The following is a 26,743-nucleotide window of genomic DNA, read 5'->3' as shown; positions in this document are numbered from 1 at the left end:
GAACCGGGGGCAAGCCCCCCGAATCGTCGGCGGATGTGGCTAGACTCCGTGCTCGGCAGGGCCGTAGCGCAGAGGTCGTCGCGCCGGACAGCGAGTTGGAGGACGTCGGTTCGAATCCGACCGGTCCTGCCTCTTACTCTTTTGCACGCAGGGGCCCCGGTCGGCTCCGTCCACCGGCCCGATCACGATCGAGCGGTGGAATGGTGATGACCGACAAGACGCCCGTACGCTGCCCCGCCATCGAGCACCCCGACCTGCCCCTGGCGGACCCCGCCGACCTGGAGCCTCTGTTGGCCCGGCTTGCCGACCCGGCCCCGGTGACGGCCGACGCGGCCTTCCCGCTGGGCACCCTGCGCCCCGACGGCCGGGTGGACCTGTGCAAGCAGGGCCTGGGCCCGGCCGGTGCGCGGCGGGTGATCCCCGCGGCCGCGGCCTCCCCGCACGCCGCCCACCTGCTGCTGGGCACCAACGCCATCGGTTCCGAGGGCGCCCGCCTGCTGGCCGACACCCTCACCGACGGGCACGGGCTCCAGACCCTCTACCTGGGCTGCAACCGGATCGGCGCGGACGGGGCGGTCGCCCTGGCCGACCGGATCGCCGGGGACGACACCGTGCGGGCCCTGTGGCTCAAGCGCAACCCCGTGGGCGACGAGGGCGCGCGGGCGGTCGCCGGTGCGCTGGCCGGCAACGGCCGGCTGCGTTCGCTGGACCTGGTGAACACCGGGGTCACCGCCGACGGCCTGCGCGCCCTGCTGGACGCGCTGACCGGGCGGGAGGCCCCGCTGGAGCGGCTGTTCCTGGGCGGCAACGGGCTGGGCCCGGACACCGCCGACCTGCTGGCCGCGTTCCTGAGCGAGGCCGGGGTGCGCGAGCTGTACGCGCCCGCCAACCACCTGGGCGACGCGGGCGCGCGGACCATCGCCGCCGCCGTCGCCAGGCTGGACCGGCCGGTGACCCTGGGCCTGGGCGGCAACGGCATCGGCGCGGACGGGGCGGTCGCCCTGGCCGAGGCGCTGGGCGGCATCGAGGCGCTCGACCTGGGCCGCCCGCCCTCGCAGCGGGCGCTGGGCGCGCCGTCCAACGAGCTCGGCGACGCGGGTGTGACGGCGCTGGCACAGGCGATCCCGGCCAGCCCGCTGCGCCGCCTGGAGGTGCGCCACACCGGGTTCGGCCACCCGGCGGCGCGTGCGCTGTCGGAGGCGGTGGCCCGGAGCGGCCGCATGGAGTACGCGGGGCTGGGCCCGGGCCTGCCGCGCCGCACCAAGCGGACGATCGCCGGGCACCTGCGCCCGGCCCGCCGGGTGCACGAGGACATGCGCGCGATCGCGAGCCTGTACCGGTGAGCGGAGGGCTCGCGGCGGTCGGTGGTCCCGGGGTAACCGGTGGTTCTGCGGCGGTCGGCGGTCCGGGGCGGCCCGTCTCGGCTTCGCATTCGCGGCGGCGGGAGGCCGGGCTGCGCAAGGGCCGCCGGTACGGTGTGCCGCGCGCCATGGTCGAACGCGCCGCGGAGCGGCGGCTCGCCGGGGACTGGCGCGGCGCGTGCGCGGCCGCCGGGGTGGACGTCGACCTCGACCCGGAGGCGCTGCGCGGCGAGCACGGCGCCGAGTTCGCGGTGGCGTTGCTGGACGACCTGCACCACCTGGTCCCCGACCTGGCGCGGCTGCACCTGCCCCGGTTCTGGAACGGGTCCGGCGCCCTCGTCCCCGGGCAGACCGCCCTGCTGTCCCGGCCCGGCGGGCCGGAGGGGCCGTGGCTGACGCTGCGGCCGCGGAGCTGGAAGGTGCACGGCGACCAGCGGCTGGTGCTGAAGGTGGACCGGGTCCCCCTGGCCGACCACACGCCGCTGTCCAACCGGGTGCCCCACCACACGCACTGGAACGGGGTCGCCCACATCTGGGAGACCTCCCGGCACCTGTGGGACGCCCGGCGCACAGATGAGGCGCGGGAACGGTGGGGCGGGAGCGCCGAGCGCGCCGCGTTCCTGAACCCCGACGGCACCCTGTCCGCAACCCCGGTCACCGACCCGGGCCCCGGCGGCGACCCCGCGCTGCGCACCGAATGGCTGGAGGCGATGCTCCGGGAGGGGCGGACCGTCGAGGCCTGCGCCGCCGCCGGGGTGGCGCTGAACCCCGACGAGGCCGAGATCGAATGGGCGCACCCGACCGACCCGGTCGACGCCGTCGAAACGCTCCCCCTGGCGCTGTCGCGGCTCGCCGGGGAGGTGCGGCGGCTGGTCGCGGCCGGGTTCGGCGAGGAGTACCGCATTCCGTACAGCATCCACGAGTCGGTGCTGGTCACCGCCGAGGCGGAGGGTGCGGTGGGGCTGCGGTTCGAGGAGTACCAGCCCTGGGACATGACCGACCGGCCGGTGCTGCCCGAAGTGTGCTGGGTGCGGCCGCCCGACATCGACCTGGTGCGGTACGGGGTGTCCCCGGACGAGCTGCACCCGCTGGTGCGGGAGGCGATCGCCCCGGCGCGGGCGGCGGTGGACGCGGCGGCCCCGGCCGCCGCTCCCGCGGTCCCGGGCCCGGCCCGGGTGCGCTGCCGCGACGGCGCCTGGCACACGGTGACCCCCACCCCGACCGGCCTGGACATCGCGCACACCGCCGAGGAGCGGGAGCGCGAAAGCGCCATGCGGGCGCTGGGCGGGGAGAGCAGCGGCTGCTTCGCCGCCCTCGACGCGTGGAACACCGGGCGGGGCCGCCTGCCCCGGGCGCTGCGGATGCGCCGCGACGACCTGTTCGAGCGGGTGCGGCACGGCGACACCGACGCGGCCCTGCGGTATCTGGAGGCGGGCGGCGACCCGGACCTGCGCGACCGCCACGGGCGGACGCTGCTGCACCACCTCGCCCGGATCGACCACACGGTGGTGCTGCCGCTGCTGCTCAAGGCGGGCGCGAACGTGGACGCCGAGGACCTCCAGGGGTGCACGCCGCTGTTCCGGGCGGTCGCGGGCAGCGGGACGATCGAGCTCGCGCGCGCCCTGCTGCGGGCGGGGGCACGGGCCGAGCGGATCGGGACCGAGGAGTACCCGGACCTGGACGAGACCATCGGGCGGCGCACGTACGAGGACTCCGAGGCGAGCCTTCCCGAACAGGCCTGGGAGAGCCTGCTGGAGGACGTGTGAACGACGCCGGCGGCGCACGCCGCCACCCGTCGGCGTCGCACGGGCCGTGGCGGGCGGCGGGGCTGCGCAAGGGGCGCAGGTACGGGGTCTCGCACGCCGCGATCGAACGCGCCACGGCGCGGCGGCTCGCCGGGGACTGGCGCGGGGCCTGCGCGGCCGCCGGGGTGGACGTCGACCTCGACCCGGAGGCGCTGCGCGGCGAGCACGGCGCCGAGTTCGTGGCGGGGTTGCTGGACGACCTGCACCACCTGGTCCCCGACCTGGCCCGGCTGCACATGCCCCGGTCCTGGAAGGGACTGGGGCTCATCCTGCCCGGGCAAGGGGCCCTGCTGTCCCGGCCCGGCGGACCCGACGGACCGTGGCTGACCCTGCGGGTGGAACCCCGCTACCACCCCTGGATCCGCGGACCCGTCCTCACGGTGGGGCGGGTGGATCCCGCACCCGAGTACGAGCCTGGTCTCCCGGAGCGGGGCCAGCCGGCCCTGGGCCGCTGGAACATCTCATCGTTCACCGCGCACTGGGTGGGGCTCCCCCATGTCTGGGAGACCTCCCGGCACCTGTGGGACTCCCGGTACGTGAGCGGGACGCGGGAACGTTGGGGCGGCGACGCCCGCCGCGTTCCGTTCCTGAACCCGGACGGTACCCCGCGCACCCTGGACGAACTGCCCGTCGAGGACCCCGGGCCGGGTGACCCGGTCGCCCAAGCCGAATGGATCGACGGCCTGCACCAGACCGGGCGGGTGACCGATGCGTTCGCCGCCGCCGGGATCGAGTTCGACCCCGGACCGGTGTCGGTGGAGGCCGCAGCGCGGCTGCCCTTCTCCCCCGGGCGCATCCCCGGTGAACTCCGGCGGTTGGCGGAGGCCGGGTTCGGCGACCGCTTCCAGATCCCCTACAACGAACACACCACGATCCTCCTCACCCTGGACGCGGGCACCGTGCGGGTGGAGTTCGCCGGGTTCGACCTCGACACGGCGTCGGGGATACCGGCGTTGCCCGAGGTGTGCTGGGTACGGCCGCCGGACATCGACGTGCTGCGCGACGGGATGTCCCCCGACGAGCTCCACCCGCTGGTCCGGGAGGCGATCGCCCCGGAGCATGTGCCCGGTGCGCCGCCGGAGCCCGCGTTCCTGGACCGGGCCCCGGTACGGGTGCGCTGTCAGGGGGAATGGCACAAGGTCACCCCCGGGTCCGGCGGACCGGAGATCCCCCACGACGACGAGGAGACGGCCCGCGAGGCGTCCCTGCGGGTGCTCGGTGGGAGCAGCACCGGCTGTTTCGCCGTCCTGGAGGCCTGGAGGACCGGCGGTGGGCGGCTGCCCCGGGAACTGCGACGGCGGCGCGACGACCTGTTCAGGTGGGTGCATCACAAGAACACTCAAGCGGTGCTCCGCTACCTCGACGGGGGAGGCGACCCCGACATCCGTGACGGGAAGGGCCGGGCGCTGCTGCACCACCTCGCCTTGCTGGACCATGAGGTACTGCTGCCGCGCCTGCTGGAGGCGGGGGCGGATGTGAACGCCGAGGACCGCGACGGCCGTACACCTCTCGATGTCCTCGGCGGTCTCCGAGAGGACACCGTTGTGCGGAGAACACTCGTGGCCGCCGGCGCGGTGGAGAAAGGCCCGGAGAGGGTTCGGGCATGGCTGCTCGGTTCCTCGGGATTCAGTGATGATCCGCCCTTCTAGGAGGTGGCCGTGAAGACCGCTTCCGCACACCGGCACCCGTCGGCGTCGGATGCCCCGGGAGCCACGGTTGATCACCCTGGACGGGTCGGGCACCGCCCTGTTCGACCGGACCGGTTGCCACGTTCACCTGCGCTGGACATAAGGACACTCTTATGTTGTCCTGTATGTGGGACATCCTGATGCTGGAACCCGTCGAGGAGTGGTACCTCGAACTCGCGGTGGAGGATCCGGTCACAGCAAGACTCGTGTCGAACGCCCTGCACCACCTGAGCAGAACCGGACCGCTGGAAGGACGCCCCTTGGTCGACAAGATCAAGGGCAGTCGAATACACAACCTCAAAGAACTACGCCCAGGATCCTCTGGACGGACGGAGATCCGCATGCTCTTCGTGTTCGACCCGAGGCGGCGCGCCGTGATTCTGGTCGCGGGTGACAAATCCGGCCAGTGGAACGACTGGTACCGCAAGAACATCCCCATCGCGGAAGAGCGTTACCTGGATTACCTTCAGCACGGGAAGGACGGCCAAGCATGAAGGCTCGCAACTGGCTTGAGATCCAGGCGGAGGCCGAACAGCTCAACCCCTGGCTCCTCTCCCCCGAGGCCGACGCGGTCGCTGCCGCCGATACCGCACGCATCGAGGCGGAACGGCAGGGATATGCCCTGGCGGCCCTGCGCAAGGAGAGTGGCCTGACCCAGACACAGGTCGCCGGGACCATGGGGGTCAGCCAGGCACGTATCTCCCAGATCGAACACGGGCAGATCGACAGTCTGGAACTCCTGCGTTCCTACATCAGTGCGATCGGTGGTGCTCTACGGTTGCAGGTCGTCCAGGGGCCGATGACCGTCACCCTCGATCTTCCGAGTGGTTCCTCCCCGGACAAGGGAGAGCACAGCGCGGCCTGACATCGGAACGTTCACAGCTGGGGCGGAGAGGGTTCGGGCATGGCTGCTCGGTTCCTCGGGATTCAGTGATGATCCGCCCTTCTAGGAGGTGGCCGTGAAGACCGCTTCCGCACACCGGCACCCGTCGGCGTCGCACGGGCCGTGGCGGGCGGCGGGGCTGCGCAAGGGGCGCCGGTACGGGGTCTCGCACGCCGCGATCGAACGCGCCACGGCGCGGCGGCTCGCCGGGGACTGGCGCGGGGCCTGCGCGGCCGCCGGACATCGACGTGCTGCGCGACGGCATGTCCCCCGACGAGCTCCACCCGCTGGTCCGGGAGGCGATCGCCCCGGAGCATGTGCCCGGTGCGCCGCCGGAGCCAGCGTTCCTGGACCGGAGCCCGGTGCGGGTGCGCTGCCAGGGGGAATGGCACGAGGTCGCGCCCACCTCCGGCGGGCTGGGGATCCCGCACGGGGAGGCGGAGCAGACCCGCGAGGAATCGCTGCGGGCGCTCGGCGGGAGCAGCAGCGGTTGCTTCGCGGTCCGGGAGGCCTGGACCACCGGCGGCGACCGGCTGCCGCGGGAACTGCGGCGGCGCCGGGACGACCTGTTCGAGCACGTCAAACACGGCGACACCGACGCGGTCCTGCGCTACCTGGACGGGGGCGGCGACCCCCGTGTCCGGAACGCGGGCGGCCAGACCCTGGTGCACTTCCTCGCCCTACTGGACCAGGAGATTCTGCTGCCGCGCCTGCTCGCCGCCGGGGCCGACCTGAACGCGGAGGACCTCCAGGGGCGGAACGTGCTGGACCACATCGGCAGGAGGAGTGCCTCCCCCGCGCTGAGGGAGGCGCTCCTGGGCACAGGAGCCGAAGCGACGGATGGTGCGGTGTCCTGGCCGGATTGGGACGACGACCCCTGGGCCTGAGCCGGGGTGGTCAGGGGGTCTGCGGGGGCCGGGTTTCGCCCGGTCGGCACTTCCTCCCCATCCGCTCTCGGACACTCCCTTCCTCACCTCCCGCACCACCGGCCGGGTGGCGGCGGTGGGGCACGGTGTGCGCCTAGCGGCCGGGCGCGGCGGGGAGTTCCACGACCGCGCGGAGACCGCCGGCGGGGAGCGGGGTGAGGGTGAGGGTCCCGTCGTGGGCCCGGGTGATGCTCGCGACGATGGCCAGGCCCAGGCCGACCCCGGCGTGGTCGGTGTGGACGCGCCCGGTACCCCGCTGGAAGGGCTCGGTGAGGGTCGCGACCAGCTCCGGGGCGAGCCGCTCACCGCTGTTCTCGACGGTGAGCGTCACGGTCCCGGGGCGAACCCCGGTGTGGACCCGGACGGTGCCGTCCCGCGGCAGGTTGTGGACGATCGCGTTCTGGACGAGGTTCGCGGCCAGCAGTTGCAGGAGCGCCGGGGACCCGGTGGCGGTGGCGATGTCGCCTTCGGTCTCCAGGGTGACGCCGCGTTCCTCCGCGAGGGGCAGGAGCGTTTCGGCCGTCTCCTCCGCCACCAGGGACAGGTCGACCGGTTCGCGGGTGAAGGCCCGCCGGTCGGCGCGGCCCAGCACGAGCAGCGCCTCGGTGAGGTCGATCGCCCGGGTGTTCACGGTGTGGAGGCGGTCGACGAGTTCGGCCGGGTCGTGGTCCGGGTCGGTGCGCGCCACGTCGAGCAGCGCCTTGGAGATCGCCAGCGGGGTGCGCAGCTCGTGCGAGGCGTTGGCCGCGAACCTCCGTTGTTCGTCGACGTGCGCCTCGATCCGCGCGAGCATGGCGTCGAAGGCGTCGGCGAGTTCGCGGAACTCGTCCCGGCGCCCCGGGAGCCGGATCCGGTGGGAGAGCGATCCGGTCGAGGCCAGGCGCGTGGCATCGGTGATCCGGGTCAGCGGCACGAGCATCCGGCCGGCGAGGAACCATCCCCCCACCAGCCCGAACACCAGAAGGAACAGCAGCGTCCCGACCGCCGCGGGGAGGTACGTGCGCAGGAAGATGGACCGGAAGACCAGGATCCCGTCGGGGCTGCTGGTCACGTCCGGCAGGTCGTCGACGAGGAACACCCACACGCCCGCGATCAGCAGGACGCCCGCGACCATGAGGAATCCGGCGTAGCTGAGGGTGAGCTTGAGGCGAACGCTCGGCCCCGGCGCTCTGTCCACGGCCCCCTCCCTGTTCACTTCCCGGGTCCGGTGTCGATGCGGTACCCGACACCGGGCACGGTGGCGATGACCCAGGGTTCGCCCAGGCGTCTGCGCAGCGCCGAGACGGTGATGCGCACCGCGTTGGTGAACGGGTCGGCGTTCTCGTCCCACGCGCGCTCCAGGAGTTCCTCGGCGCTGACCACGCCTCCGTCGGCGGCGACGAGGACCTCCAGGACCGCGAACTGCTTGCGGGTGAGCGCCACGTAGCGGCCGTCGCGGTGGACCTCGCGGCGGAACGGGTCCAGGCGCACCCCCGCGATCTCGCGCACCGGCGGCCTGCTGTGGGCGCGCCTGCGGTCGAGCGCCCTGAGCCGGAGCACGAGTTCCCGCATGTCGAAGGGCTTGGTGAGGTAGTCGTCGGCGCCGAGCCCGAACCCCGAGGCCTTGTCGTCGAGGCGGTCGGCGGCGGTGAGCATCAGGATCGGCGTCCCGCTGCCGGAGGCCACGATGTGCCGGGCGATCTCGTCGCCGGAGGGCCCGGGGACGTCCCGGTCCAGGACGGCGATGTCGTAGGTGTTGACGGCCAGCAGCTCCAGAGCGGTGTCGCCGTCGCCCGCGACGTCGGCGGCGATCGCCGCCAGGCGCAGACCGTCCGCCACGGCCTGCGCCATGTAGGGCTCGTCCTCGACGACCAAGACACGCATGCCCTCCAGGCTAGGAGCCGGTGCGTATCGTCGGCGTATCGAAAACGCCATACGCGCCGGCGACACCGCCCCGTCTTCACTGGCGGTATGACTCGAACCCCGTTACCCGAACGGACCCCGGCACCCGCACGGACGGCGGCCGCGTGGAGGCGCGGCCCGGTGCCGGCGGTGTCGGCCTGTGTGCTGGGCCTGGTGCTGTTGCTGCACCCGTGGATCCCCAACCGGATCGGCGGCCTGGGCAGCCTGGTGGAGAACCTCCTGCCGTGGCTCGGCCTGGGCGTCCCGCTCCTGCTGGCCGGGGCGCTGTGGCGCCGTTCCGCCTCCGCGGTGGTGGCGCTGCTGCTGCCGGCCGTGGTGTGGCTGAACCTCTTCGGCGGGCTGCTGGGCGACAGGGGCGGGGCGGGCGGCGACCTCGTCGTGGTGAGCCACAACGTCGGCGCCGACAACCCCGACCCGGTCGGCACCGCCCGCGCCCTGGTCGCCTCCGGCGCGGACGTGCTGGCCCTGGAGGAGGTGACCGCGCAGGCCAGGGGTGTGTACGAGGGGGAGCTGGCGCGGGACTACCCCCACCACGCGGTGCTGGGCACGGTCGGGGTGTGGAGCAGGCTGCCGCTGTCCGACACCCGGCCGGTCGACATCGCGATGGACGCCGGGCCGCTGGGGGACGCCAAGCCCGACGAAGTCAAACTTGACTACAACCGGGCGCTGCGCACCACGGTGGCCACGGACCAGGGGCCGCTGGCGGTGTACGTGGCCCACCTGGGTTCGGTGCGGGTGCTTCCTTCGAGCGGCTTCTGGACGGGCGGCCGGGACCGCAACGCGCAGGCGCTCGCCGAGGCCGTCGCCGCCGAGCCCGGCGAGCGGGTGGTGCTGCTCGGCGACCTGAACGGCACCGTGGACGACCGCGCCCTCGGCGGTCTCACCGCGCACCTGAGCCCGGCCCACGAGGCGGCCGGGGAGGGCTTCGGGTTCAGCTGGCCGGCCGGGTTCCCGGTGGCGCGGATCGACCACGTCCTGGTCAGGGGCGTGGAGGTGGAGCGTTCGTGGGTGCTGCCGGCCACCGGCAGCGACCACCTCCCGGTGGCCGCCGCGATCGGCTGACGGACGCCGGGCGGGCTCAGGTGGAGGCCGTGCGGGCCAGGGTGTCGTAGGTGTCGGTCGTGCGCTCCAGGTCCACGCCCAGGCCGCGGGCCCAGGCGTCGAGCCCGGCCTGGGCGGCCCGCCCGTCGCGGTCGTCGTCGACCACCAGCTCCAATTCCAGGAACACCCCGACGCCCTCCATCTCGTCGACGCACACCCCGACCGGCCCCGCGGTCCCGGTGCGGCGGGTCTTGACGATGCGCACGCTCGGGACGTAGCCGAGCGCGGTCAGCACGCCGTGCATGGCCTCCCGGTCGGCGACGGCCGTCTCGTGCTCGACGCACTCCATCGCGTTCGCCAGCGGGGTCTTGGTCGTGACGGTGTGCGTCCGGCCCTGGGTGCGCAGGCGCGCGAAGGTGAACCCGGCCTTGCCCCGGGAGGGGTCCCAGCCCCGCGGGGCGTAGGCCTGGTCGTCCTGGCGGGCCGGGGCGCCGAGCGCGACGCCTGCCGCCGTGAGCGCAGCGAGCAGGGCCCCGAGGTCGCGCACCCGGTACTTCGTCTCGATCTCCCGCGCCATCACGGGCCTCTCCGGTCGGGGTGTCACCGTCCTGGGGAGATTACCGAGGCGGAGGGGTCGGGGTGCGGGGATTCCGCGGATCCGGCCGTCCGGTGTGCGGCGGTACGGCGGGTTCTGGAAGGCTGTGCCGGAAAAGGTCGCAGTCCGAAGGAGAACCCCGCGTGAACCCCTCGAAGGCGCATCGGCCGATGCGCGCCGCCGGGCTGCGCAAGGGCCGCCGCCACGGCGTCCCGCTCCGCATGATCGAACGCGCCGCGGAGCGGCGGGCGGTGGGCGACTGGCTGGGCGCCTGCGCGGCCGCCGACACGGCGGTCGACCTGGACCTGCGGGCGCTGCGGCGCGCGTACGGCGCGGAGTTCACCGACCGGCTGCTGGACGACCTCCGGCACCTGGTCCCGGACCTGGTGCGCTGGCACTTCCCCCGGTTCTGGCACGGCGAGGGCCGCCTGCTGCCCGGGCAGCGGCTGCTGCTGTCCCGGCCCGGCGGGGAGGAGGGGCCGTGGCTGACGGTGCACCGGGCCGACCGGCACACCTACGGCCACCGGCGGCTGGTCCTGACGGTGGCCGAGCACGCCTGGGCGGGGCTGGTGCTGGAGCGCAGCGAGTCCGCCATGCGGGTGAACCACTGGGAGAACGTCCCGCACGTGTGGGAGACCTCCCGGTACCTGTGGGACTCCCGGTGCACGGGTGAGGCACGGGAGCGGTGGGGCGGGAGCGCCGAGCGCGCCCCGTTCCTGGACCCGGACGGCACCCCGCGCCCCGGGGCCGTGTCCCCCGCCGAGGACCCCGGCCCCGGCGATCCCGCCGCGCGCACCGAGTGGATCGACGGCCTGCACCGGGCCGGGCGGGTGGTCGAGGCCCTCGCGGCCGCCGGGATCGGCTTCGACCCCGCCCCCGTCGAACGGGAGTGGGGCGAGCCCGTCGACCCCGTGGAGGCGCTCTCCTACACGCCCCTGGCCGTGTCGCGGCTGGCGGGCGAGGTGGCGCGGCTGGCGGCGGCCGGGCTCGGGGACGCGTACTGGTTCCCCTACGACGCGGACGGCCGCTTCGTGGTCGAGCGCGACCCCGGAGGATCCTTGTCGCTGCGGCTTGAGGCGTGGAGCCACTGGGAACCGGAGGACGGTCTGCCGGTGCTCCCCGAGGTGTGCCGCCTGCCCTCGATCGACGTGGACGTGGTCCGCGACGGCCTGTCCCCCGACGAGCTCCACCCGCTGGTGCGCGCCGCGCTGGCCCCCGGGCGCGGTCCCGCCGCGGGGCCCGTCGGCCCGCCGCCGCCCCTGGCGCCAGAACCGGTGCGGGTGCGGTGCCGGGGTGAGTGGCACACCGTTTCCCACGTCGACGGCCGGCTGGCCATCGAGCACACCGGGGAGGAGCAGAGCCGCGAGGCCGCGCTGCGCGCCCTGGGCGGTACGAGCACCGGCTGTTACGGGGTCCGCGAGGCCTGGGCCACGGGCGAGGGTCGGCTGCCGCGGGCACTGCGGCGGTTGCGCGACGACCTGTTCGAGCGGGTGAGGCACGGCGACGGGGAGGCGCTGCTGGCCTACCTCGACGCGGGCGGCGACCCGCGCGTCCGCGACCGGGGCGGGCGGAACCTGCTCCACTACCTGCACCTGCTGGACCACGAGGTGCTGCTGCCGCGGCTGCTGGCGGGCGGGGCGGACCTGGAGGCGCGGGACGCCGAGGAGCAGACGCCGCTGTTCCGGACCACCCGGCTGGGCGGTCCGCCCGGCCTGGCCCGGGCACTGCTGGCCGCGGGTGCGCGGACGGAGGACATCGGCGGGGAGAGCCGGCACGGGGAGAGCTTCGCGGAGGCCGTCGAGTACCGCACCCCGATGTCCGAGGCCTCCGGGGAGGACCCCGAGGAGCAGGCGGAGTGGGCGGCGCTGGTCGAATGAGCCGGACCGACCGCCCCGGGCGCCTGATGTGGCACCGCCGCTTCTCGCTGACGCGGGAGATGATCGAACGCGCCACCGAGCGCCGCCTGGCCGGGGACTGGCGCGGCGCCTGCGCCGCCGCGAACATCGACGTCCGCCTCGACCCGGAACGGGCACGCCGGGAGCACGGCGCCGCGTTCGCCGACGCCCTCCTGGACGACCTGCGCCACCTGGTCCCCGACCTGGTCCACTGGCACTTCCCCCGGACCCGGGTCCGGGACCGGCCGGAACTGCTGACCCCCGACGCCGTGGTGCTGTCCAGGCCCGGCCGCGGCTCCCGGCTGGTGGTCCACTCCCCCGCGCCCATGGGCACGTCCGGGCCGCGCCTCGTGCTGGAGCTCGTCGACGGCCCCCTCCCCGGGTACCCGGGCCCCTACGGCCACGACCGCTCCCGGAACGTGGAGCGGTGGGAGGAGAAGCGGCACCTGTGGGACTCCCGGCACGTCCACGAGACCCGGGAGCGGTGGGGCGGGAACGCCGAGCGCGCCCCCCTCCTGAACCCCGACGGCTCCGAGCGCTACTCCTACCGGCAGCCCGTCGAGGACCCCGGCCCCGACGGTGACCCCGTCATCCGCATCGAGTGGGTGCACTCCCTCCGGCTCCGCCGGGGGGAGCCCGACCCGCACACGGGCCGAGAGCCCTGGCGGATGCCGGACGATCTTTTCGCGGTCCGGACGGGCCTGCCCCTGGACCACCTGCACCCCCTGGTCAGGGAGGCGCTGGCCCCCGCCGCGCCGCCCGCCGACGGACCGGTGGGGCCGCCGCCCTGGGAGCCCCCGGCCCCGGTCCGGGTGCGCTGCGGCGGCGAGTGGCACCTCGTCGCCCTGCGCGACGGGCGGCTGGCCGGGCCGCACACGGACAGGGAGTACTCCCTGGAGTCGACCCTGCGCGCGCTCGGCGGGCCGGGCCGCGGGTGCTTCCGGGCGGCCGAGGTCTGGCGCACCGGCGGGAAAGGGCTGCCCTGGCGGCTGCGCGACCACCGGACGGAGTTCTTCACCCGCGTCCGGAACGGCGACACCGGCACCGTCCTGCGCTACCTGGCGGCGGGCGGGGACCCGCACGTCCGCGACGGGGCGGGGCTGACCCTGCTGCACCACCTCGCCCACCTGGACCACGAGGTCCTGCTCCCCCGGCTGCTGGCCGCCGGGCTCGACGTGGACGCCGAGGCCGGGCCGGGGGTCACCCCGCTGTACTCGGCGGCCAGGTTCAGCGGCGACCTCGTGCTGGTCAGGGCCCTGCTCGCCGCCGGGGCGCGCACCGACGGCATCGGCACGGGGAGGTTCGCCCCCGAGTCGCTGGCGTCCATCGTCCGCCGGCACGCGGGGTGGGGCCTGTACCCCGACGCCGGGCCGTGGGAGGCCCTGCTGCGCGACCTGTGAGAGACCACCGGGGAAGGACCATGGGAACCACTCCGATGCCGTACACGCCCGCGTGCCCGCCGGACCGCCGGGGTGCGCTGCTGCGGATCCGCCGCTACGCGGTGCCGCGGTCGATGATCGAGCGCGCCACCGAGCGGCGCCTGGCCGGGGACTGGCGCGGCGCCTGCGCCGCCGCCGGGATGGACCTCGCCTTCGACCCCGACCGGGTGCGCGGCGAGTACGGGGCGGAGTTCGCCCGGGCGCTCCTGGACGACCTGCGCCACCTGGTCCCCGACCTGGTCCGCTGGCACTACCCGCGCCGGGAGGTGTTCGAGCACACCGATCTGCACCACACGGTCTTCCCGGTCCTGTCCCGTCCGGGCGGGGCCGAGGGGCCCTGGCTCACCGTCCACTTCCGGGGTTCACTGGGGCGGGACCCCCAGCGTCTCCTGCTGCGGCTGTCCCGGGTCCCCGAACCGGGAACGGAGGTGGGCGAGCGCACCACCTTCTGGAAGAGCAGCCGGTTGTGGACGGCCTCGCGGTACCTGTGGGACTCCCGGCACGTCCACGAGACCCGGGAGCGGTGGGGCGGCGGCGCCGAACGCGCACCCTTCCTGAACCCGGACGGCACCCCGCGCTCCGCGGACGAGATCCCCGCCGAGGACCCCGGGCACGACGACCCCGCCGCCCGCACCGAATGGATCGACGCGCTCTACGGGGCCGGGCGGGTGGAGGAGGCGTTCACCGCGGCGGGCATCGACCCCTCCCCCTACCTCCTCTTCGCGGCGGAGAACCGCCACCGGCAGCCCTGGCCGCCACTGTCCGTCGCGCTCCTGGCCCGGGAGGCCGGACACCTCGCGGCCGTGGAGCCCGCCGCGCGCCGGGCGCTCTCGCTGCGCCATCTCGGGGACCTCGTGACGGAAGGGGGGCGGCTCCGTCTCGTCGCGCACGACAGGAACGGCCCCCAGCCGCCCGGGGTGACCGGTGAGCGGCCGTTGGACGTCGACGTGCTCCGCCTCGGCATGTCCCCCGACCACCTGCACCCGGCCGTCCGGGACGCCCTGGCCCCCGCGCGGCCGCCCGCCGACGGCCCCGTCGGCCCGCCCCCGTGGGAACCCGTCGAACCGGTCCGCGTGCGCTGCGGCGGCGAGTGGCACACCCTCGCCTTCCGGGGCGGTCGGCTGACCGGCCCGCACACCGAGGAGGAGCACGACCGGGAACGGTCCCTGCGCGCCTTCGGCGGGCGCTCCACCGGCTGCTTCGCCGCCCGCGAGACCTGGACCGCGGGGCACGGGTGGCTCCCCCGGGCGCTGCGCGCCCGCCGGGTCGAGCTGTTCGAGCGGATCCTGCACGGCGACACCGGCGCCGTCCTGGCCTACCTGGACGCGGGCGGCGACCCGCACGTCCGCGACGGCGACGGCCGCACCCTGCTGCACCACCTCGCCCACCTGGACCACGAGGCCCTGCTCCCCCGGCTGCTCGCCGCCGGACTCGACCCCGACGGTGAGGACCTCAACCGCCAGGCCCCGCTGTGCCACCTGGCCAGGTTCGACGGCACGGTCCCGCTGCTGCGGGCGCTGATCTCCGCCGGGGCCCGCACCGACGGGCTGCGGGGCATCTCCGGCGGACCGCACACCCTCGCCCGGGTCCTGCGCCACCACGGGAAACGGTCCCTGCGGCCCGGGAACGACACCGCCGAACGGGAGGCGCTGTTGGCGGAGCTGGAGGAACCGGACCGGCCGTGACCGAGGGCACCCGGGAACGGGGACGCGTTACGTCACCCCCCTTTGGGAGGATTCACGCACGAGCGCGGGAGGAACCGCGGTGCGAACTCCGAGCCCCCGACGACCATCGGAAGAGAACGTGACCATCACCGACACACCGGCGCCGCTGGCGGCCGCCGACGACCTCACCCGGCAGCTCCTCGACCGGCGCAGCGAGCCCGCCGAGAACCCGCAGCTGGAGGCACTGGCCCTGGCGGTCACCGCCAACCTGCCCGTCCTGCTGTGGGGCGAGCCCGGCATCGGCAAATCCGCCGGGCTGGAGCGCCTCGCCCTGGAGCTGGGGCTGCCGCTGGAGACCGTGATCGCCAGCGTCCACGAGCCCTCCGACTTCTCCGGCCTGCCCGTGGTCGGCGACGACCCGGCCCGCGACGGGGTGCCCATGGCTCCCCCGGCGTGGGCGGTGCGGCTGGCCGCGCGGGGCACCGGACTGCTGTTCTTCGACGAGCTGTCCTCAGCCCCGCCCGCCGTGCAGGCCGCCCTGCTGCGGGTGGTCCTCGAACGCCGGGTCGGCAGCCTGGAGCTGCCCCCGGCGGTGCGGATCGTGGCCGCGGCCAACCCGCCCTCCAGCGCCGCCGACGGCTGGCACCTGGCCCCGCCGCTGGCCAACCGGTTCGTGCACCTGCGCTGGACCCACGACCCGCGCACCGTCGCCCGCGGCATGACCGGGGTGTGGCCCGCGGCGTCGATGCCGCTGGTCGCCGCGGACCGGGTGTCCACGGCGATCGCCAAGGCGCGCGGTGTGGTGTCCGGTTTCCTCACCGCCCGGCCCGGGCTGGCGCACAGCCTGCCCGAGGACGCGGAGGGGCGGGGCGGAGCCTGGCCCTCGCCGCGCACCTGGGAGATGGTGCTGCGGCTGCTGGCCACCGGGAGCGCCGCCGGCGCGTCCCCGGAGGCGACCTCGGAGGCGGTGGTCGGCGCCATCGGCGACGGGGCGGGGCTGGAACTGCTCTCCTACATGGAGCAGCTGGACCTGCCCGACCCGAACCGGGTGCTCGCCGACCCCGACGCGTTCGCGCTCCCGGAGCGGGGCGACCGCCAGCTGGCGTTCCTGACCGCGGTGGTGTCGGCGGTGCGCAGCGAGCCGACCCGGCGCCGCTGGGAGGCGGGCTGGCAGGTGCTGGCCAAGGCCGTGGAGGCGGGGGTGCCCGACGTGGCCGCCCGCGCCGCCACCGACCTGGCGATGATGCGCGACCCGGCGTGGCCGGTGCCCGAGGACATCGACGCGTTCGTGGACCTGCTGCGGCTGTCCGGCGCGCTGCCGGGGAACTGACCCGGTGGACACCGCGGAGGAGGAAGCGGTCCGGCTGGACCGGACCAAGCTGCTGGCGGCCCGCTACCGGGCCGCCCAGGACCGGCCCTACCTGGCGTCGGCGCTGTACTCGCTGACCATCGTGGAGACCCGGCAGGTGCCCACGATGGGGGTGGACCGGCGGTGGCGGTGCTACGTGTCGCCGGAGTTCGTGGAGCGCACACCCGTCCCGGAGCTGGCGGGCGTGTGGGTCCACGAGGTGTCGCACCTGCTGCGCGACCACCACGGGCGCAGCGACCGGCTGCCCGCCGCCGAGCAGCGCGACCACATGCGGGTCAACATCGCCCAGGACTGCGAGATCAACGACGACATCCTCGCCGACGGGCTGGCGCTGCCCGAGGGGACGATGAACCCCGAGCGGTTCGGGATGCCGGACGGGCTGCTGTTCGAGGCGTACCTGCGGCTGCTGCCCGAGGAGGTCCGCGGCCACGACTGCGGGTCGGGGGCGCACGGCGCGGAACGCCCCTGGGAGGAGCCCGGGGGCGCCGGCGGGGTCGGCGATGTGGAGGCGGGCGCGCTGCGCCGGTCCACCGCCGAGGCGATGCGCTCCCACCAGCGCAGCCGGGGCAGCCTGCCGGCGGGCTGGAAGCGGTGGGCGGAGGAGATCCTCCAGCCCACCGTGGACTGGCGCCGGGTGCTGGCGGGCGCGGTGCGCGAGGCCCTGGCCTGGGCCGGGGGCGCGGTGGACTACACGTACTCGCGGCCGTCCCGGCGCAGCGGGGCGCTGCGCGGGGTGATCATGCCGAGCCTGCGCCGCCCGATGCCGCGGGTGGCGGTGGTGGTGGACACCTCCGGGTCCATGGGCCCGGACGACCTGGCGGCGGCGGTGGCCGAGATCTCCGGCGTGCTCAAGGAGGTGGGCGTGGGCAAGGAGCGGGTGGCGGTGCTGTCCTGCGACGCCGACGTGCACGTGGTCCGCCGGGTGACCTCCGCCGACCAGGTGGAACTGCTGGGCGGCGGGGGCACCGACATGCGGGTGGGCATCGAGGCGGCGCTGCGCGCCCCGCAGCGCCCGCAGGTCGTCATCGTGCTCACCGACGGGTACACGCCGTGGCCGTCGGAGCCCTCGTCGGCCCGGGTGGTCGCGGCGCTCATCGGCGACGCCCCGCCGGAGCCGCCCCCGTGGATCGAGTCCGTCCACGTCACCTCGTGAGCGTCACGGCGGTGCCCCCGGTCGGCCCGCCCGGGTGAGGGTGGCGGCCGAGGGCACCGGCGGCATGCCGACCAATGCGCATTGTTACGTTGCGATGCTCAAGGTGGCGACGGCGAGGCCGGGGTCCTCGAAGACCAGGTGGACGTCGTGGACGCCGAAGGCGCCCGGCACGAGGGCGGCCCCGGCCTCGGTGAAGTCGTAGGGGCCCTCGCCCTCGGGGACGTGCAGCACGGCCACGGGATCGGTGTCCGGGTCGTCCAGGTGCACCCGGAGCGCGGTGGCGCGGTCGGCGTTGGCGAGCACCCGGACGCCGGTCGCGCCGGTGAGGTCCACGTCGCGGAACAGCAGGCGGGCGCCCGGCCGCGCGGAGCGGACCGCGTCGCCGCGTCCGGGGGTGAGCGGGCACAGGGCGGTGCCGCCCGCCTCCTCGTAACCGGCGGCCGACCAGGTACCGCGGCGGACCGCGGGCGGCTCGCCCGGGACGTCCAGCGGCGCGGTCCCCCGGATGTCGGCGGCCGAGCGCCCCACCAGGACCTCGCGCGGGGCCTCCTCCACGGTGAGGCGTTCGCGCACGGTGTCCCAGCGGGCCAGGTCGGCGACGTCGAAAACGACCTCGGCGACCGCCTCCTCCCCCGGTTCCAGCCGCAGCCGGGCGAAGCCGCGCAGCGCCCGCGCCGGGACCCGCACCCGGGAGGCGAGCTGGCGGGTGTACACCTGCACCACCTCCTCCAGCGGCCGCTCCCCCGGGTTGGCCACCGGCACGCGCACGGTCACCCGCCCGCCGTCGACGGCCGCCTCGGGCTCCCCGTAGACGGGTTCGGCGTACCCCAGCCCGTGGCCGAACGGGTACAGCGGCTCGCCCTCGAAGTACAGGTAGGTGGCCCCCGACCCGATGACGTCGTAGTCGAGGAGGTCGGGCAGGTCGTCGCCGGACCGGTACCAGGTCTGGGTGAGCCGCCCGGCCGGTTCGGCGTCGCCGAACAGGACGTCGGCCAGGGCGCGCCCGTACTCCTGCCCGCCGTGCGCCGACCACAGGACGGCCGGGACGTTCTCGGCGGCCCAGGTGACCGCGAAGGGGCAGCCGCTGCTCACCACCAGCACCGAGGCCGGGTTGGCCGAGCGCACCATGCGGACCAGGTGCCGCTGGGCGGCGGGCAGCTCCAGGTCGGCGCGGTCCTCGGTCTCGCGCCCGTTGACCATGGGGTGGTCGCCGACGACCACCACGGCGACGTCGGCGGTGGCCGCGGCGCGGGCGGCCTCCAGGGCCCCGGAGGACACCCGGTCGATCCAGAACGGGCAGCCGCCGTCGGGTTCCTCCACCAGGGCCAGCACCCCGTCGGCGCGGACGCCGACCCGCCGCCCGGTGTGGACCTGGACCAGGTGGTAGGGCCCCTCGGGGCCGCCCGCGGCGGTGATCTCCTCCAGGCGCAGGGTCTGGCGCACCTCCCAGCCGCCCGGCCCGGGCGCGGTGCAGGCCAGGGCGCCGTCGGGGGCCTCGTCCAGGTGCAGGCCGGTGCGCTCCGAGCGCAGGGTGAACGCCCCGCCGCCCCAGTCCAGCAGGGCGAAGGTGTCGCCCTCGCCCGAGCCCAGGCGCAGCGGCTTCTCTGCCTCGGGTTCGACGACCGCCGTCACCAGTGAGGTGAGCCGGATCCGGTCGGCGCCGTCGTGGTGGACGACCTCGACGCGTTCGGCGACGCCCTCCCGCGCGGTGACGGTGTAGGGCGGGGTCCCGCTGTACCAGTCCGTCAGGACGGTGTCGGCGAGCGGCCCCAGGACCGCGACCCGGCGCACGTCCCGCAGCGGCAGCACCCCGTCCTCGTTGCGGAGCAGGACCAGGGAGCGGGTCGCCGCCTCCCGGGCCAGGGCCCGGTGGGCGGGGGTGTCCAGGGAGCCCTCGGGCGGCGGCCCGGGGTCGAACTCGCCCAGCCGCAGCCGCACCGAGAGCACGTGGCGGACCGCCCGCTCCAGGTCCGCGTCGGTGAGCAGCCCGCGCCGCAGCCCCTCCCGCAGGTGCTCCAGGGTGGCCTCGGGCCGGTCGTCGTCCTGGGTGAAGGAGTCCAGCCCGGCCCGCACCGCGTGAGCGTAGGCCGTGGGGCCGTCGGGGTGGAAGCCCTGGAGGTCGAAGAGGTTGCCCGGGGCCATGGCGTCGCTGACCACGAGCAGCTCGTCGGGGGCGGCCGCGCGCAGCTCCTCCCCGATGAGCGGGCTCAGGTGGGCGGGCCTGCCGTTGACCAGGTTGTAGGAGGGCATCACCGCGACGGCGGCGCCCGAGCGCAGGGCGGGCAGGTGGGCGGGCAGTTCGTATTCGTGCAGCACCCGCGGCGGCAGCCCGCTGGAGGTGGTGCACCGGTCGGTCTCGTTGTTGTAGCCGAGGAAGTGCTTGAGGGTGGGCGCGGTGCGCAGCCGCGGCCCGTCCCCGGCCAGTCCGCGGGCGTAGGCGGTGGCCAGCAGCCCGGTGAGCCAGGGGTCCTCCGACCAGCCCTCTTCATTGCGGCCCCAGCGGGGGTCCCGCAGCGGGTTGACCACGGGCGCCCACACGTTGCGCCCGGCGCCGCGGTCGCGGGCGGCCAGGACCTCGTCGGCGACCGCCTCCCCGACCCGGCGCACCAGTTCCGGGTCCCAGGTGGCGGCCAGGCCCAGGGCCTGGGGGAAGACGGTGGCGGTGCCCAGCCAGGCCAGGCCGTGCAGGGCCTCGGTGCCGGTGCGGAACGCGGCCAGGCCCAGCCGGGGGACGGCCGCCTGGTACTGGTGCAGCAGCCCGATCCGCTCCTCGGTGGTGAGCGCGGCGACCAGGGCCGTCAGGCGTTCCGCGTCCGACCGGGACGGGTCGGTGTGCGCGGGGTCGGGGACCGGGTTGCTCATGGGGCGTCCGTCTCTCATGGGTGCCAATGTCCATCGAAATCGAAACGCTTCGACTTCGTTCGCCGCCGAGCCCTTGTGCAGCAGATCACAGTGGACTAACTTGCTTTTTCCAACGGCCGAACAATTCATAGCAAAATGGCCGCTCGTTTCCTACCCCCCGGGCCCTGAGGGGCCGACCGCACGAAGGAACGACCGCTATGACCCTCCACCCCCCGTTCACCAGTCGGCGCCGTTTCCTCGGGCTCGCCGGCGCCGGAACCCTGGCGGCCCTCGCCCCCGCCGCCCTGACCTCGTGTTCCCCCGGCGCCCCGACCGGCGGCGGGTCCGCCGCCGAGGCCGGATCCCTCGACGCGCTCATCCCCACCCACATCCCCTTCGAGGGCGTGGTCCCCGACATCGAGGGGCTGCACGGCGCCCCCCACGGGTTCACCTCCTACCCCACCGAGTTCATCCGGGCCGTCGCCGAACCGCCCGGCCGGGGCGGCAGCTACACGGCGATGACCCCGCTGTGGGGCCCGCTCCCGCCGGGGCTGGGGAACAACTCGTTCTTCGACCACGTCAACGGGCGCCTGGGCGCCACCGTCGAGTTCAACTTCCAGGACGGCAACACGGTCATCGACAAGATGAACGCGATCATCGCCGGACGCGACGTCGCCGACATCACGATGTTCCCCGACTGGGTCATCAACCTCCTCCCCCAGTTCAACCGGGCCGTCGGCGAGCTGTTCGAGGACCTGACCCCGCACCTGGCCGGGGACGCCGCGGCCGCCTACCCGCTGCTCGCCAACCTCGACAGCGACGCCTGGCGCTGGAACGTCTTCAACGAGCGGCTCCAGGGCGTCCCCTGGCCCTCCGAGCCGTTCGGCAACTGGGTGCTGTACCGGCGCGACCTGCTGGAGGAGTACGGGCTGGAGGCGCCCACCGGCCCGGACGAGCTGTTCGCGCTCGGGGAGGAGGTCAACGACCCCGACGCCAACCGGTGGGCGTTCGGGGACTTCAACCTCAGCATGCGGCAGATCTTCGGGGCGCCCCGGCAGTGGCGGTACGCGAACGGCGAGCTCACCCACATGTTCGAGACCGACGAGTGGCGGGCGAGCGTCGAGTTCATGCGCAGGATCTTCGACGCCGGGCTCGTCCACCCCGACATCGTGGCCAAGGGCGACAACGCCAAGGAGCTCTTCAACTCCGGCCGTATCCTCTTCAACCAGGACGGCCTGGGCGCCTGGCACGAGTCGTACGGGCAGATGCTCGGGGACGACCCCGACTTCCGCGTGGACCTGATGCCGGTGTTCGGCGCCGACGGGAACGACCCCGTCATGCACCGCGGCGACCCCTCCGCGCAGTCGGTCTTCGTCCGCAGGGGCCTGGAGCCCGAGCGGATCGAGGAGGTCCTGGGCATCCTGAACTTCTGCGCCGCGCCCTTCGGCACCCGCGAGTACATGGACTACCGGTACGGCGCCGAGGGCGTCCACCACGAACTCGACGACAACGGCGCCCCGGCGCTCACCGACCTGGGCGCGGGCGAGGTCAACGACGGCTACTACTTCATCAGCGGCCGCCCGCCCGCCATCACCGAGAGCCAGTACCCGGACTTCGTGCGGTGGAAGACCGACTGGTACAACCACGCGGCGCGGTTCGCCGAGGAGGACCCGTTCGCGGGCATCCGCATCCAGCGGCCCGAACGCTTCGCCGGGGCCGAGACGCCGCTCACCGACAGGGTCGAGGACATCATCCGCGGCCGGGAGGACCTGGGCGCGCTGGACCAGGTGGTCGCGGACTGGCGGCGCGACGGCGGCGACGAGGGGCGCGAGTTCTACCTCGGCGTCCTCCAGGAGCACGGCCGTGACTGAGCGGTCCACCGCGGTCGCCCCCGCCCCGGACCGGGGGCCCGAGCCGCCCGCACCGCCGCGGCGGGGGCGGCGGGCGGCCCGGCCCGGGCGGGGGCCGTCGTTGCGGGCGCGGTGGCTGCGCGACCGGTCACTGCTGCTGATGACGCTGCCCGCGATCGGGCTGCTCGCGGTGTTCCACTACGTGCCCACGTTCGGGAACATCATCGCGTTCCAGCAGTACAACCCGTGGGACGGGGTCATCGGCAGCCCGTGGGTGGGCCTGTACCAGTTCGAGCGGCTGTTCACCGACCCGCGGTTCTGGAACGCGGTGGGCAACACCCTGGTCATCGCCGCCGTCCAGCTGGTGTTCTTCTTCCCCGTGCCGATCGCGCTGGCGATCCTGCTGGACAGCGTGCTCACCCGCCGGGTGCGGCTGGTGCTCCAGAGCATCGTGTACATGCCGCACTTCTTCTCGTGGGTGCTGGTGGTGACCCTGTTCCAGCAGATCCTGGGCGGGGCCGGGCTCATCTCGCAGTCCCTGCGCGGCGCCGGGTACGCGCCGCTGGACCTGATGACCAACCCCGACGCGTTCCTGCTGGTCGTGACCTCCCAGATGGTCTGGAAGGACGCCGGGTGGGGCACGATCATCTTCCTGGCGGCGCTGGCCGCCATCGACCAGAACCTCTACGAGTCGGCGGCCGTGGACGGGGCGAACCGGTGGCGGCGGATGTGGCACATCACGCTGCCCGGGCTGCGGCCGGTCATCGTGCTGCTGCTCATCCTCAAGCTCGGCGACATCCTCAGCGTCGGCTTCGAGCAGTTCTACCTGCAACGGGACGCGTTCGGTTCGGGCGTCTCGGAGGTCCTGGACACGTACGTCTACCACCAGACCCTGGTCACCGGGAACTTCAGCGCCGGCGCGGCGGCGGGCCTGCTCAAGGGCGTCGTCGGCCTGGTACTGATCCTGGCCGCCAACAAGCTGGCCCACCTGATGGGCGAACACGGGGTGTACCGACGGTCATGAGCACACTGTTCCAGAGCCGCCCGGTCTGGGCGGAACGGCCGTCGCTGCCGGCCCGCGCCGCCAAGAACACCGTCCTGGCGGTCGTGGCGGTCGTCATCCTGCTGCCGATCTACGTCGTGGTCCTCACCAGCCTGTCGCCCGCCTCCGCGGTGACCGCCGCGGGCGGGCTGGTGGTGGTGCCCGGCGGGATCTCGTTCCAGGCGTACGCCGACCTGTTCTCGGGGGGCGTGGTCACCCGGGCCGTGCTGGTGAGCCTGGGGGTGACCGCCGTCGGCACCCTGGTGAGCCTGGCCGCGACGGTGCTGGCGGCCTACGGGCTGTCCCGGCCGGGGTCGCTGCTGCACCGGCCGCTGCTGTTCGCGGTGCTGCTGACGTTCCTGTTCGCCCCCGGGATGATCCCGCTGTACCTGCTGGTCAGCGACCTGGGGATGATCGACTCCTACGCGGCGCTGATCCTGCCGACGGCGGTGAACGCGTTCAACCTGGTGGTGATGCGGGCGTTCTTCATGAACCTGCCCGGGGAGATCGCCGACAGCGCCCGGATGGACGGGGCCGGGGAGTGGACGATCCTGCTGCGCCTGGTGCTGCCGATGTCCAAGGGGGTCACGGCGGTGGTGGGGCTGTTCTACGCGGTGGGGTACTGGAACGCGTTCTTCAACGCGATCCTGTACCTCAACGACAACGCCAAGTGGCCGTTGCAGCTGATCCTGCGCCAGTACGTGCAGCGGGGCCAGCAGCTCAACTCGAACTCGCTGATCGGCGACGCCGTCCAGGGCACCGCCTCGGCGCCCAACCTGGCGGTGCAGATGGCGATCGTGGTGGTGGCGCTGGTGCCGGTGACGCTGATCTACCCGCTGGTGCAGAAGCACTTCACCAAGGGCGTCATCATCGGCGCCGTCAAGGGCTGAGGGGTTCCGAGGCTCGGTCCCGGTCGGCCCCCACCGACCGACCGGGACCGGGCCGGTCAGGCGGGGTCGCCGTAGACGATCCCGCGGCCGTTGGTGCCGATGTAGACGCGGCCGTAGACGTCCGGGTCGCCGGTGACGACGGCGCCGGTCCAGGCCCACTGGTGGCGGTCGTCGTTGATGCGCACCCAGGTGGCCCCAGCGTCGTCGGAGCGGAAGATCCCGCGCACGCCGTCGATCTTCGAGCTGGTGTAGACCGCCGGGTAGTCGGCGCCGGGGGCCGGTGCGCCGAAGCCCACCGCGTCGCCCTCGTCGACCGCCGCGACCGCCGTGAAGGTCGTCCCGGCGTCGGTGGTGCGCCACATCCCGTAGTGGTCGCCGGTGCCGCCCGCGACCCACACGTCGCCGGAGTGCCCGGGCACCGCGCCGAACCGGATGTTCCCCTCGGCGGGCAGGCCGGTGTGGCGTTGCCGGAACGTGGCGCCGCCGTCGGTGCTCGTGTAGAACGCGCCTCCGGAGACCGCGTAGAACACGTCCGGGTCCACCCGGTCGGCCTCCACCCGCGCGCCCGCCGGGACGCCCGAGGACGGGCTCCAGGACGACCCCAGGGTGGTGGACACGTGGACGCCGGTGCCGTCGGGGCTCCAGACGATCCGGGAGCCGTCGGCGTTGACGGCGACGGTACCGCCGCCGGTCACCCCGCCGGGTTCCTGCCCGGCCCACCAGGAGCCGCCGCCGCTGGTGGTGATCCCGATGGCGGCCTCCTCCCCGTCGCCGCCGACCCGCACGAGGGTGTCGGGCGCCAGCTCGGCGTGGTCGATGGAGGTGCCGTGCCCCCAGGAGGGCTGCTGGAACACCCGGTCCGGGACGGTGTCCAGGTCCTCGTGGGTGAACCCGCCCAGGTCGAGCAGGGCCGAGTGCAGCGGCGCCCCGTTCCCGGCCGGGCTGGTGAGGTCGTTGACCGCCGTCTCCTCGATGCCGTGCGCCCTGACCTCGATGGTGAAGGAGGTGTCGGCGTCCCAGCTGGTCAGCTCGTCGGAGCCGTACACGGTGGCGCCGGTGCCGTACAGGAACCGGTCGGAGTCGAAGGGGTCGATGGCCATCGCCTGGGTCATCCAGCCCAGCTTGGGCTGGGTCTCGGGCGGGGTGCCCGCGCTCCCCCAGTCCAGCCAGGGCGCGGTGGAGATGTCCATCTCGTAGCGGGTGGTGCGCTCGGGGTAGGAGGCCCAGTCCCAGGCGCGCGTCCAGGTCCGCCCGGCGTCGGTGCTGCGGAAGATCTGGATGTCGGGCCACCAGGAGATCTGGGTGGCGACCATGAGGGTGTCCGGGTCCTGGCGGTCGACGGTCAGCCCGCCGTAGCCGAAGTAGGAGTCCTCGCTGTCGACCGGGACCGGGCTGATATCGGTCCAGGTCCCGGTGCCGGTGTCCAGCCGCCACACCTGGCCGGCGTCGCCGTCGTAGGGGCCGGGGGTGCTGGTGGTGGCCAGGTAGAGGCGGTCGTTCTCGTGGTCCAGGACGCCGTGCGCGGGCAGGTGGCCGGTGGGCGCGCCGGGGACGGGCTCCCAGGTGTCGCCGCCGTCGGTGCTGCGGTAGAGGGGGTCGTCGAGGTCGGCGACGCCCGCGTAGATCTCCCGGGTGGGCGAGCCCGGGGAGCCGGTGTCGGGGTCGAAGGCCACCCAGGTGACGCCGATGACGTCGTTCAGCAGGCCGTACGGGTCGTCGGGGTCCTGCACGTAGTCGCCGGGGTTGGGGAACGCGGTGACCTCGGACCAGGTCGCGCCGAAATCGGTGCTGCGCCACAGGCCGTGGCCGCCGCGGGCGCCGAAGTAGACGACGGAGTTGTCGTTGGGGTCCACGGCCAGGCGCTCGCCCAGGCCGCGGCCGGGCATGTTGCCGCCGAGCTTGAAGGGCAGCTCGGTGGCGTCCCAGGTCTCGCCCCGGTCGTCGGAGCGCAGGATGGCGCCGTTGTTCGGGTCCCAGTCGTTGGTGTAGGTGCCCACGGCCGCGTAGACGCGGTCCGGGTCGACGGGGTCGGTGGCCAGGGACACGACGCCGGTCCAGCCCCACCGGTCCCAGTCGACCCAGTCGAGGAGGGGGATCCAGCGTTCGGTGGCGGGGTCCAGGCGGTAGGCGCCGCCGATGTCGGTGCGGGCGTAGACGAGGTCGGGCTCGGACTCGTTGAAGACGATGCCGGGGACGAACCCGCCTCCGGCGATCCGGACGTTGTCCCAGGTGTAGGCGGCCTGTGCGAGGGCCGGGGCGGGTGCGGCGGCGCCGACCGCGGCGAGCGGTACGGCCAGGGCCAGGGCGGCGAGGGCGGCAGCGGGTCCGGCGGGTCTGCGGTGCCGGGGTCTGGGGGGCCTCGGGGGGCGGGCGGGCATGGGGGCTCCTGTGAATCGGGG

At 74.5% G+C, this 26,743-nt stretch carries 20 protein-coding genes and 1 pseudogene; 16 read left to right on the top strand and 5 right to left on the bottom strand.

Features of this window, described 5'->3' with window-relative positions; genetic code table 11:
* The first annotated feature begins 57 nt into the window (after nt 1-57).
* The 7 genes and pseudogenes from ACJOT3_RS06025 to ACJOT3_RS05995 all read left to right on the top strand — a co-directional run bounded on the left by ACJOT3_RS06025 (nt 58) and on the right by ACJOT3_RS05995 (nt 6,624).
* A pseudogene (locus ACJOT3_RS06025) lies at nt 58-129 on the top strand.
* 77 nt (nt 130-206) lie between these two features.
* Nucleotides 207-1,343: a leucine-rich repeat domain-containing protein gene (locus ACJOT3_RS06020; protein WP_406969661.1), complete on the top strand. Its 1,137-nt coding sequence runs from the start codon at nt 207-209 to the stop codon at nt 1,341-1,343.
* A 146-nt stretch (nt 1,344-1,489) separates the two neighbouring features.
* Entirely contained in the window at nt 1,490-3,127 is a 1,638-nt protein-coding gene (locus ACJOT3_RS06015) for an ankyrin repeat domain-containing protein (protein WP_406969659.1), read from the top strand.
* Nucleotides 3,124-4,815, top strand: coding sequence for an ankyrin repeat domain-containing protein (locus ACJOT3_RS06010; RefSeq protein ID WP_406969657.1), 1,692 nt, complete (start codon nt 3,124-3,126; stop codon nt 4,813-4,815). The genes ACJOT3_RS06015 and ACJOT3_RS06010 overlap by 4 nt, the downstream gene beginning before the upstream one ends.
* Before the next feature lie 164 nt (nt 4,816-4,979).
* The gene (locus tag ACJOT3_RS06005) at nt 4,980-5,348 is read left to right on the top strand and encodes a type II toxin-antitoxin system RelE/ParE family toxin (RefSeq protein WP_406969655.1); all 369 of its coding nucleotides are present in this window, start codon (nt 4,980-4,982) and stop codon (nt 5,346-5,348) included.
* Nucleotides 5,345-5,719, top strand: coding sequence for a helix-turn-helix domain-containing protein (locus ACJOT3_RS06000; protein ID WP_406969653.1), 375 nt, complete (start codon nt 5,345-5,347; stop codon nt 5,717-5,719). The genes ACJOT3_RS06005 and ACJOT3_RS06000 overlap by 4 nt, the downstream gene beginning before the upstream one ends.
* 266 nt (nt 5,720-5,985) lie before the next feature.
* Complete coding sequence (locus ACJOT3_RS05995) at nt 5,986-6,624, top strand: ankyrin repeat domain-containing protein (RefSeq protein WP_406969651.1); 639 nt, start codon at nt 5,986-5,988, stop codon at nt 6,622-6,624.
* A gap of 133 nt (nt 6,625-6,757) precedes the next feature.
* Here the strand turns inward: ACJOT3_RS05995 and ACJOT3_RS05990 are convergent, their stop codons facing one another.
* Together ACJOT3_RS05990 and ACJOT3_RS05985 are read right to left on the bottom strand one after the other, a co-directional pair.
* Entirely contained in the window at nt 6,758-7,840 is a 1,083-nt protein-coding gene (locus ACJOT3_RS05990) for a sensor histidine kinase (RefSeq protein WP_406969649.1), read from the bottom strand.
* A gap of 14 nt (nt 7,841-7,854) precedes the next feature.
* Complete coding sequence (locus ACJOT3_RS05985; RefSeq protein WP_406969647.1) at nt 7,855-8,526, bottom strand: response regulator transcription factor; 672 nt, start codon at nt 8,524-8,526, stop codon at nt 7,855-7,857.
* A gap of 87 nt (nt 8,527-8,613) precedes the next feature.
* Here ACJOT3_RS05985 and ACJOT3_RS05980 point away from each other — a divergent pair, with 87 nt between their 5' ends.
* Nucleotides 8,614-9,627: an endonuclease/exonuclease/phosphatase family protein gene (locus tag ACJOT3_RS05980; RefSeq protein ID WP_406969645.1), complete on the top strand. Its 1,014-nt coding sequence runs from the start codon at nt 8,614-8,616 to the stop codon at nt 9,625-9,627.
* 16 nt (nt 9,628-9,643) lie between these two features.
* Here ACJOT3_RS05980 and ACJOT3_RS05975 read toward each other — a convergent pair whose 3' ends face one another.
* Nucleotides 9,644-10,183 carry a class IV adenylate cyclase gene (locus tag ACJOT3_RS05975; RefSeq protein ID WP_406969643.1) on the bottom strand — a complete coding sequence of 180 codons (540 nt, stop codon included), beginning with the start codon at nt 10,181-10,183 and terminating at the stop codon, nt 9,644-9,646.
* 161 nt (nt 10,184-10,344) lie between these two features.
* On the opposite strand from ACJOT3_RS05975, the gene ACJOT3_RS05970 reads away from it, so the two are divergent.
* From ACJOT3_RS05970 to ACJOT3_RS05950, 5 genes are all read left to right on the top strand, one after another.
* Nucleotides 10,345-12,078, top strand: a complete 1,734-nt coding sequence (locus ACJOT3_RS05970; RefSeq protein ID WP_406969641.1) for a hypothetical protein — start codon at nt 10,345-10,347, stop codon at nt 12,076-12,078.
* On the top strand, nt 12,075-13,496 hold the full coding sequence (locus ACJOT3_RS05965) for an ankyrin repeat domain-containing protein (protein WP_406969639.1): 1,422 nt from the start codon (nt 12,075-12,077) through the stop codon (nt 13,494-13,496). The genes ACJOT3_RS05970 and ACJOT3_RS05965 overlap by 4 nt, the downstream gene beginning before the upstream one ends.
* A gap of 20 nt (nt 13,497-13,516) precedes the next feature.
* The gene (locus tag ACJOT3_RS05960; protein WP_406969637.1) at nt 13,517-15,220 is read left to right on the top strand and encodes a hypothetical protein; all 1,704 of its coding nucleotides are present in this window, start codon (nt 13,517-13,519) and stop codon (nt 15,218-15,220) included.
* 118 nt (nt 15,221-15,338) lie between these two features.
* Entirely contained in the window at nt 15,339-16,529 is a 1,191-nt protein-coding gene (locus tag ACJOT3_RS05955; RefSeq protein WP_406969635.1) for an AAA family ATPase, read from the top strand.
* Nucleotides 16,530-16,533: 4 nt separating this feature from the next.
* Nucleotides 16,534-17,721 (top strand): vWA domain-containing protein, encoded by a 1,188-nt coding sequence (locus ACJOT3_RS05950; protein WP_406969633.1) that lies wholly within the window; start codon nt 16,534-16,536, stop codon nt 17,719-17,721.
* A gap of 84 nt (nt 17,722-17,805) precedes the next feature.
* Here the strand turns inward: ACJOT3_RS05950 and ACJOT3_RS05945 are convergent, their stop codons facing one another.
* Nucleotides 17,806-20,601: a glycoside hydrolase family 3 C-terminal domain-containing protein gene (locus tag ACJOT3_RS05945; protein ID WP_406969631.1), complete on the bottom strand. Its 2,796-nt coding sequence runs from the start codon at nt 20,599-20,601 to the stop codon at nt 17,806-17,808.
* A 179-nt stretch (nt 20,602-20,780) separates the two neighbouring features.
* Here ACJOT3_RS05945 and ACJOT3_RS05940 point away from each other — a divergent pair, with 179 nt between their 5' ends.
* The 3 genes from ACJOT3_RS05940 to ACJOT3_RS05930 are packed head-to-tail and all read left to right on the top strand — an operon-like array spanning nt 20,781 to nt 24,344.
* Complete coding sequence (locus ACJOT3_RS05940; protein WP_406969629.1) at nt 20,781-22,433, top strand: extracellular solute-binding protein; 1,653 nt, start codon at nt 20,781-20,783, stop codon at nt 22,431-22,433.
* Complete coding sequence (locus ACJOT3_RS05935; protein ID WP_406969627.1) at nt 22,426-23,436, top strand: ABC transporter permease; 1,011 nt, start codon at nt 22,426-22,428, stop codon at nt 23,434-23,436. The genes ACJOT3_RS05940 and ACJOT3_RS05935 overlap by 8 nt, the downstream gene beginning before the upstream one ends.
* Nucleotides 23,433-24,344: a carbohydrate ABC transporter permease gene (locus tag ACJOT3_RS05930; RefSeq protein WP_406969625.1), complete on the top strand. Its 912-nt coding sequence runs from the start codon at nt 23,433-23,435 to the stop codon at nt 24,342-24,344. Before ACJOT3_RS05935 ends, ACJOT3_RS05930 begins: the two co-directional genes overlap by 4 nt.
* A 56-nt stretch (nt 24,345-24,400) precedes the next feature.
* On the opposite strand, the gene ACJOT3_RS05925 is transcribed toward ACJOT3_RS05930, so the two are convergent.
* The gene (locus ACJOT3_RS05925) at nt 24,401-26,722 is read right to left on the bottom strand and encodes a beta propeller repeat protein (protein WP_406969623.1); all 2,322 of its coding nucleotides are present in this window, start codon (nt 26,720-26,722) and stop codon (nt 24,401-24,403) included.
* Between the last annotated feature and the right edge of the window lie 21 nt (nt 26,723-26,743).

This window comes from Nocardiopsis protaetiae (assembly GCF_045446735.1).
GTDB lineage: Bacteria > Actinomycetota > Actinomycetes > Streptosporangiales > Streptosporangiaceae > Nocardiopsis > Nocardiopsis protaetiae.
The sequence above is the reverse complement of the archived record's forward strand: the minus strand, read 5'-3'. Positions and strand labels throughout refer to the sequence as shown.

Coding starts and splice junctions, on each gene's coding strand:
- ACJOT3_RS06020 (WP_406969661.1), top strand. CDS start 207: ATGACCGACAAGACGCCCGTACGCTGCCCCGCCATCGAGCACCCCGAC.
- ACJOT3_RS06015 (WP_406969659.1), top strand. CDS start 1,490: ATGGTCGAACGCGCCGCGGAGCGGCGGCTCGCCGGGGACTGGCGCGGC.
- ACJOT3_RS06005 (WP_406969655.1), top strand. CDS start 4,980: ATGTGGGACATCCTGATGCTGGAACCCGTCGAGGAGTGGTACCTCGAA.
- ACJOT3_RS06000 (WP_406969653.1), top strand. CDS start 5,345: ATGAAGGCTCGCAACTGGCTTGAGATCCAGGCGGAGGCCGAACAGCTC.
- ACJOT3_RS05985 (WP_406969647.1), bottom strand. CDS start 8,526: ATGCGTGTCTTGGTCGTCGAGGACGAGCCCTACATGGCGCAGGCCGTG.
- ACJOT3_RS05980 (WP_406969645.1), top strand. CDS start 8,614: ATGACTCGAACCCCGTTACCCGAACGGACCCCGGCACCCGCACGGACG.
- ACJOT3_RS05975 (WP_406969643.1), bottom strand. CDS start 10,183: ATGGCGCGGGAGATCGAGACGAAGTACCGGGTGCGCGACCTCGGGGCC.
- ACJOT3_RS05965 (WP_406969639.1), top strand. CDS start 12,075: ATGAGCCGGACCGACCGCCCCGGGCGCCTGATGTGGCACCGCCGCTTC.
- ACJOT3_RS05960 (WP_406969637.1), top strand. CDS start 13,517: ATGGGAACCACTCCGATGCCGTACACGCCCGCGTGCCCGCCGGACCGC.
- ACJOT3_RS05945 (WP_406969631.1), bottom strand. CDS start 20,601: ATGAGAGACGGACGCCCCATGAGCAACCCGGTCCCCGACCCCGCGCAC.
- ACJOT3_RS05940 (WP_406969629.1), top strand. CDS start 20,781: ATGACCCTCCACCCCCCGTTCACCAGTCGGCGCCGTTTCCTCGGGCTC.
- ACJOT3_RS05930 (WP_406969625.1), top strand. CDS start 23,433: ATGAGCACACTGTTCCAGAGCCGCCCGGTCTGGGCGGAACGGCCGTCG.
- ACJOT3_RS05925 (WP_406969623.1), bottom strand. CDS start 26,722: ATGCCCGCCCGCCCCCCGAGGCCCCCCAGACCCCGGCACCGCAGACCC.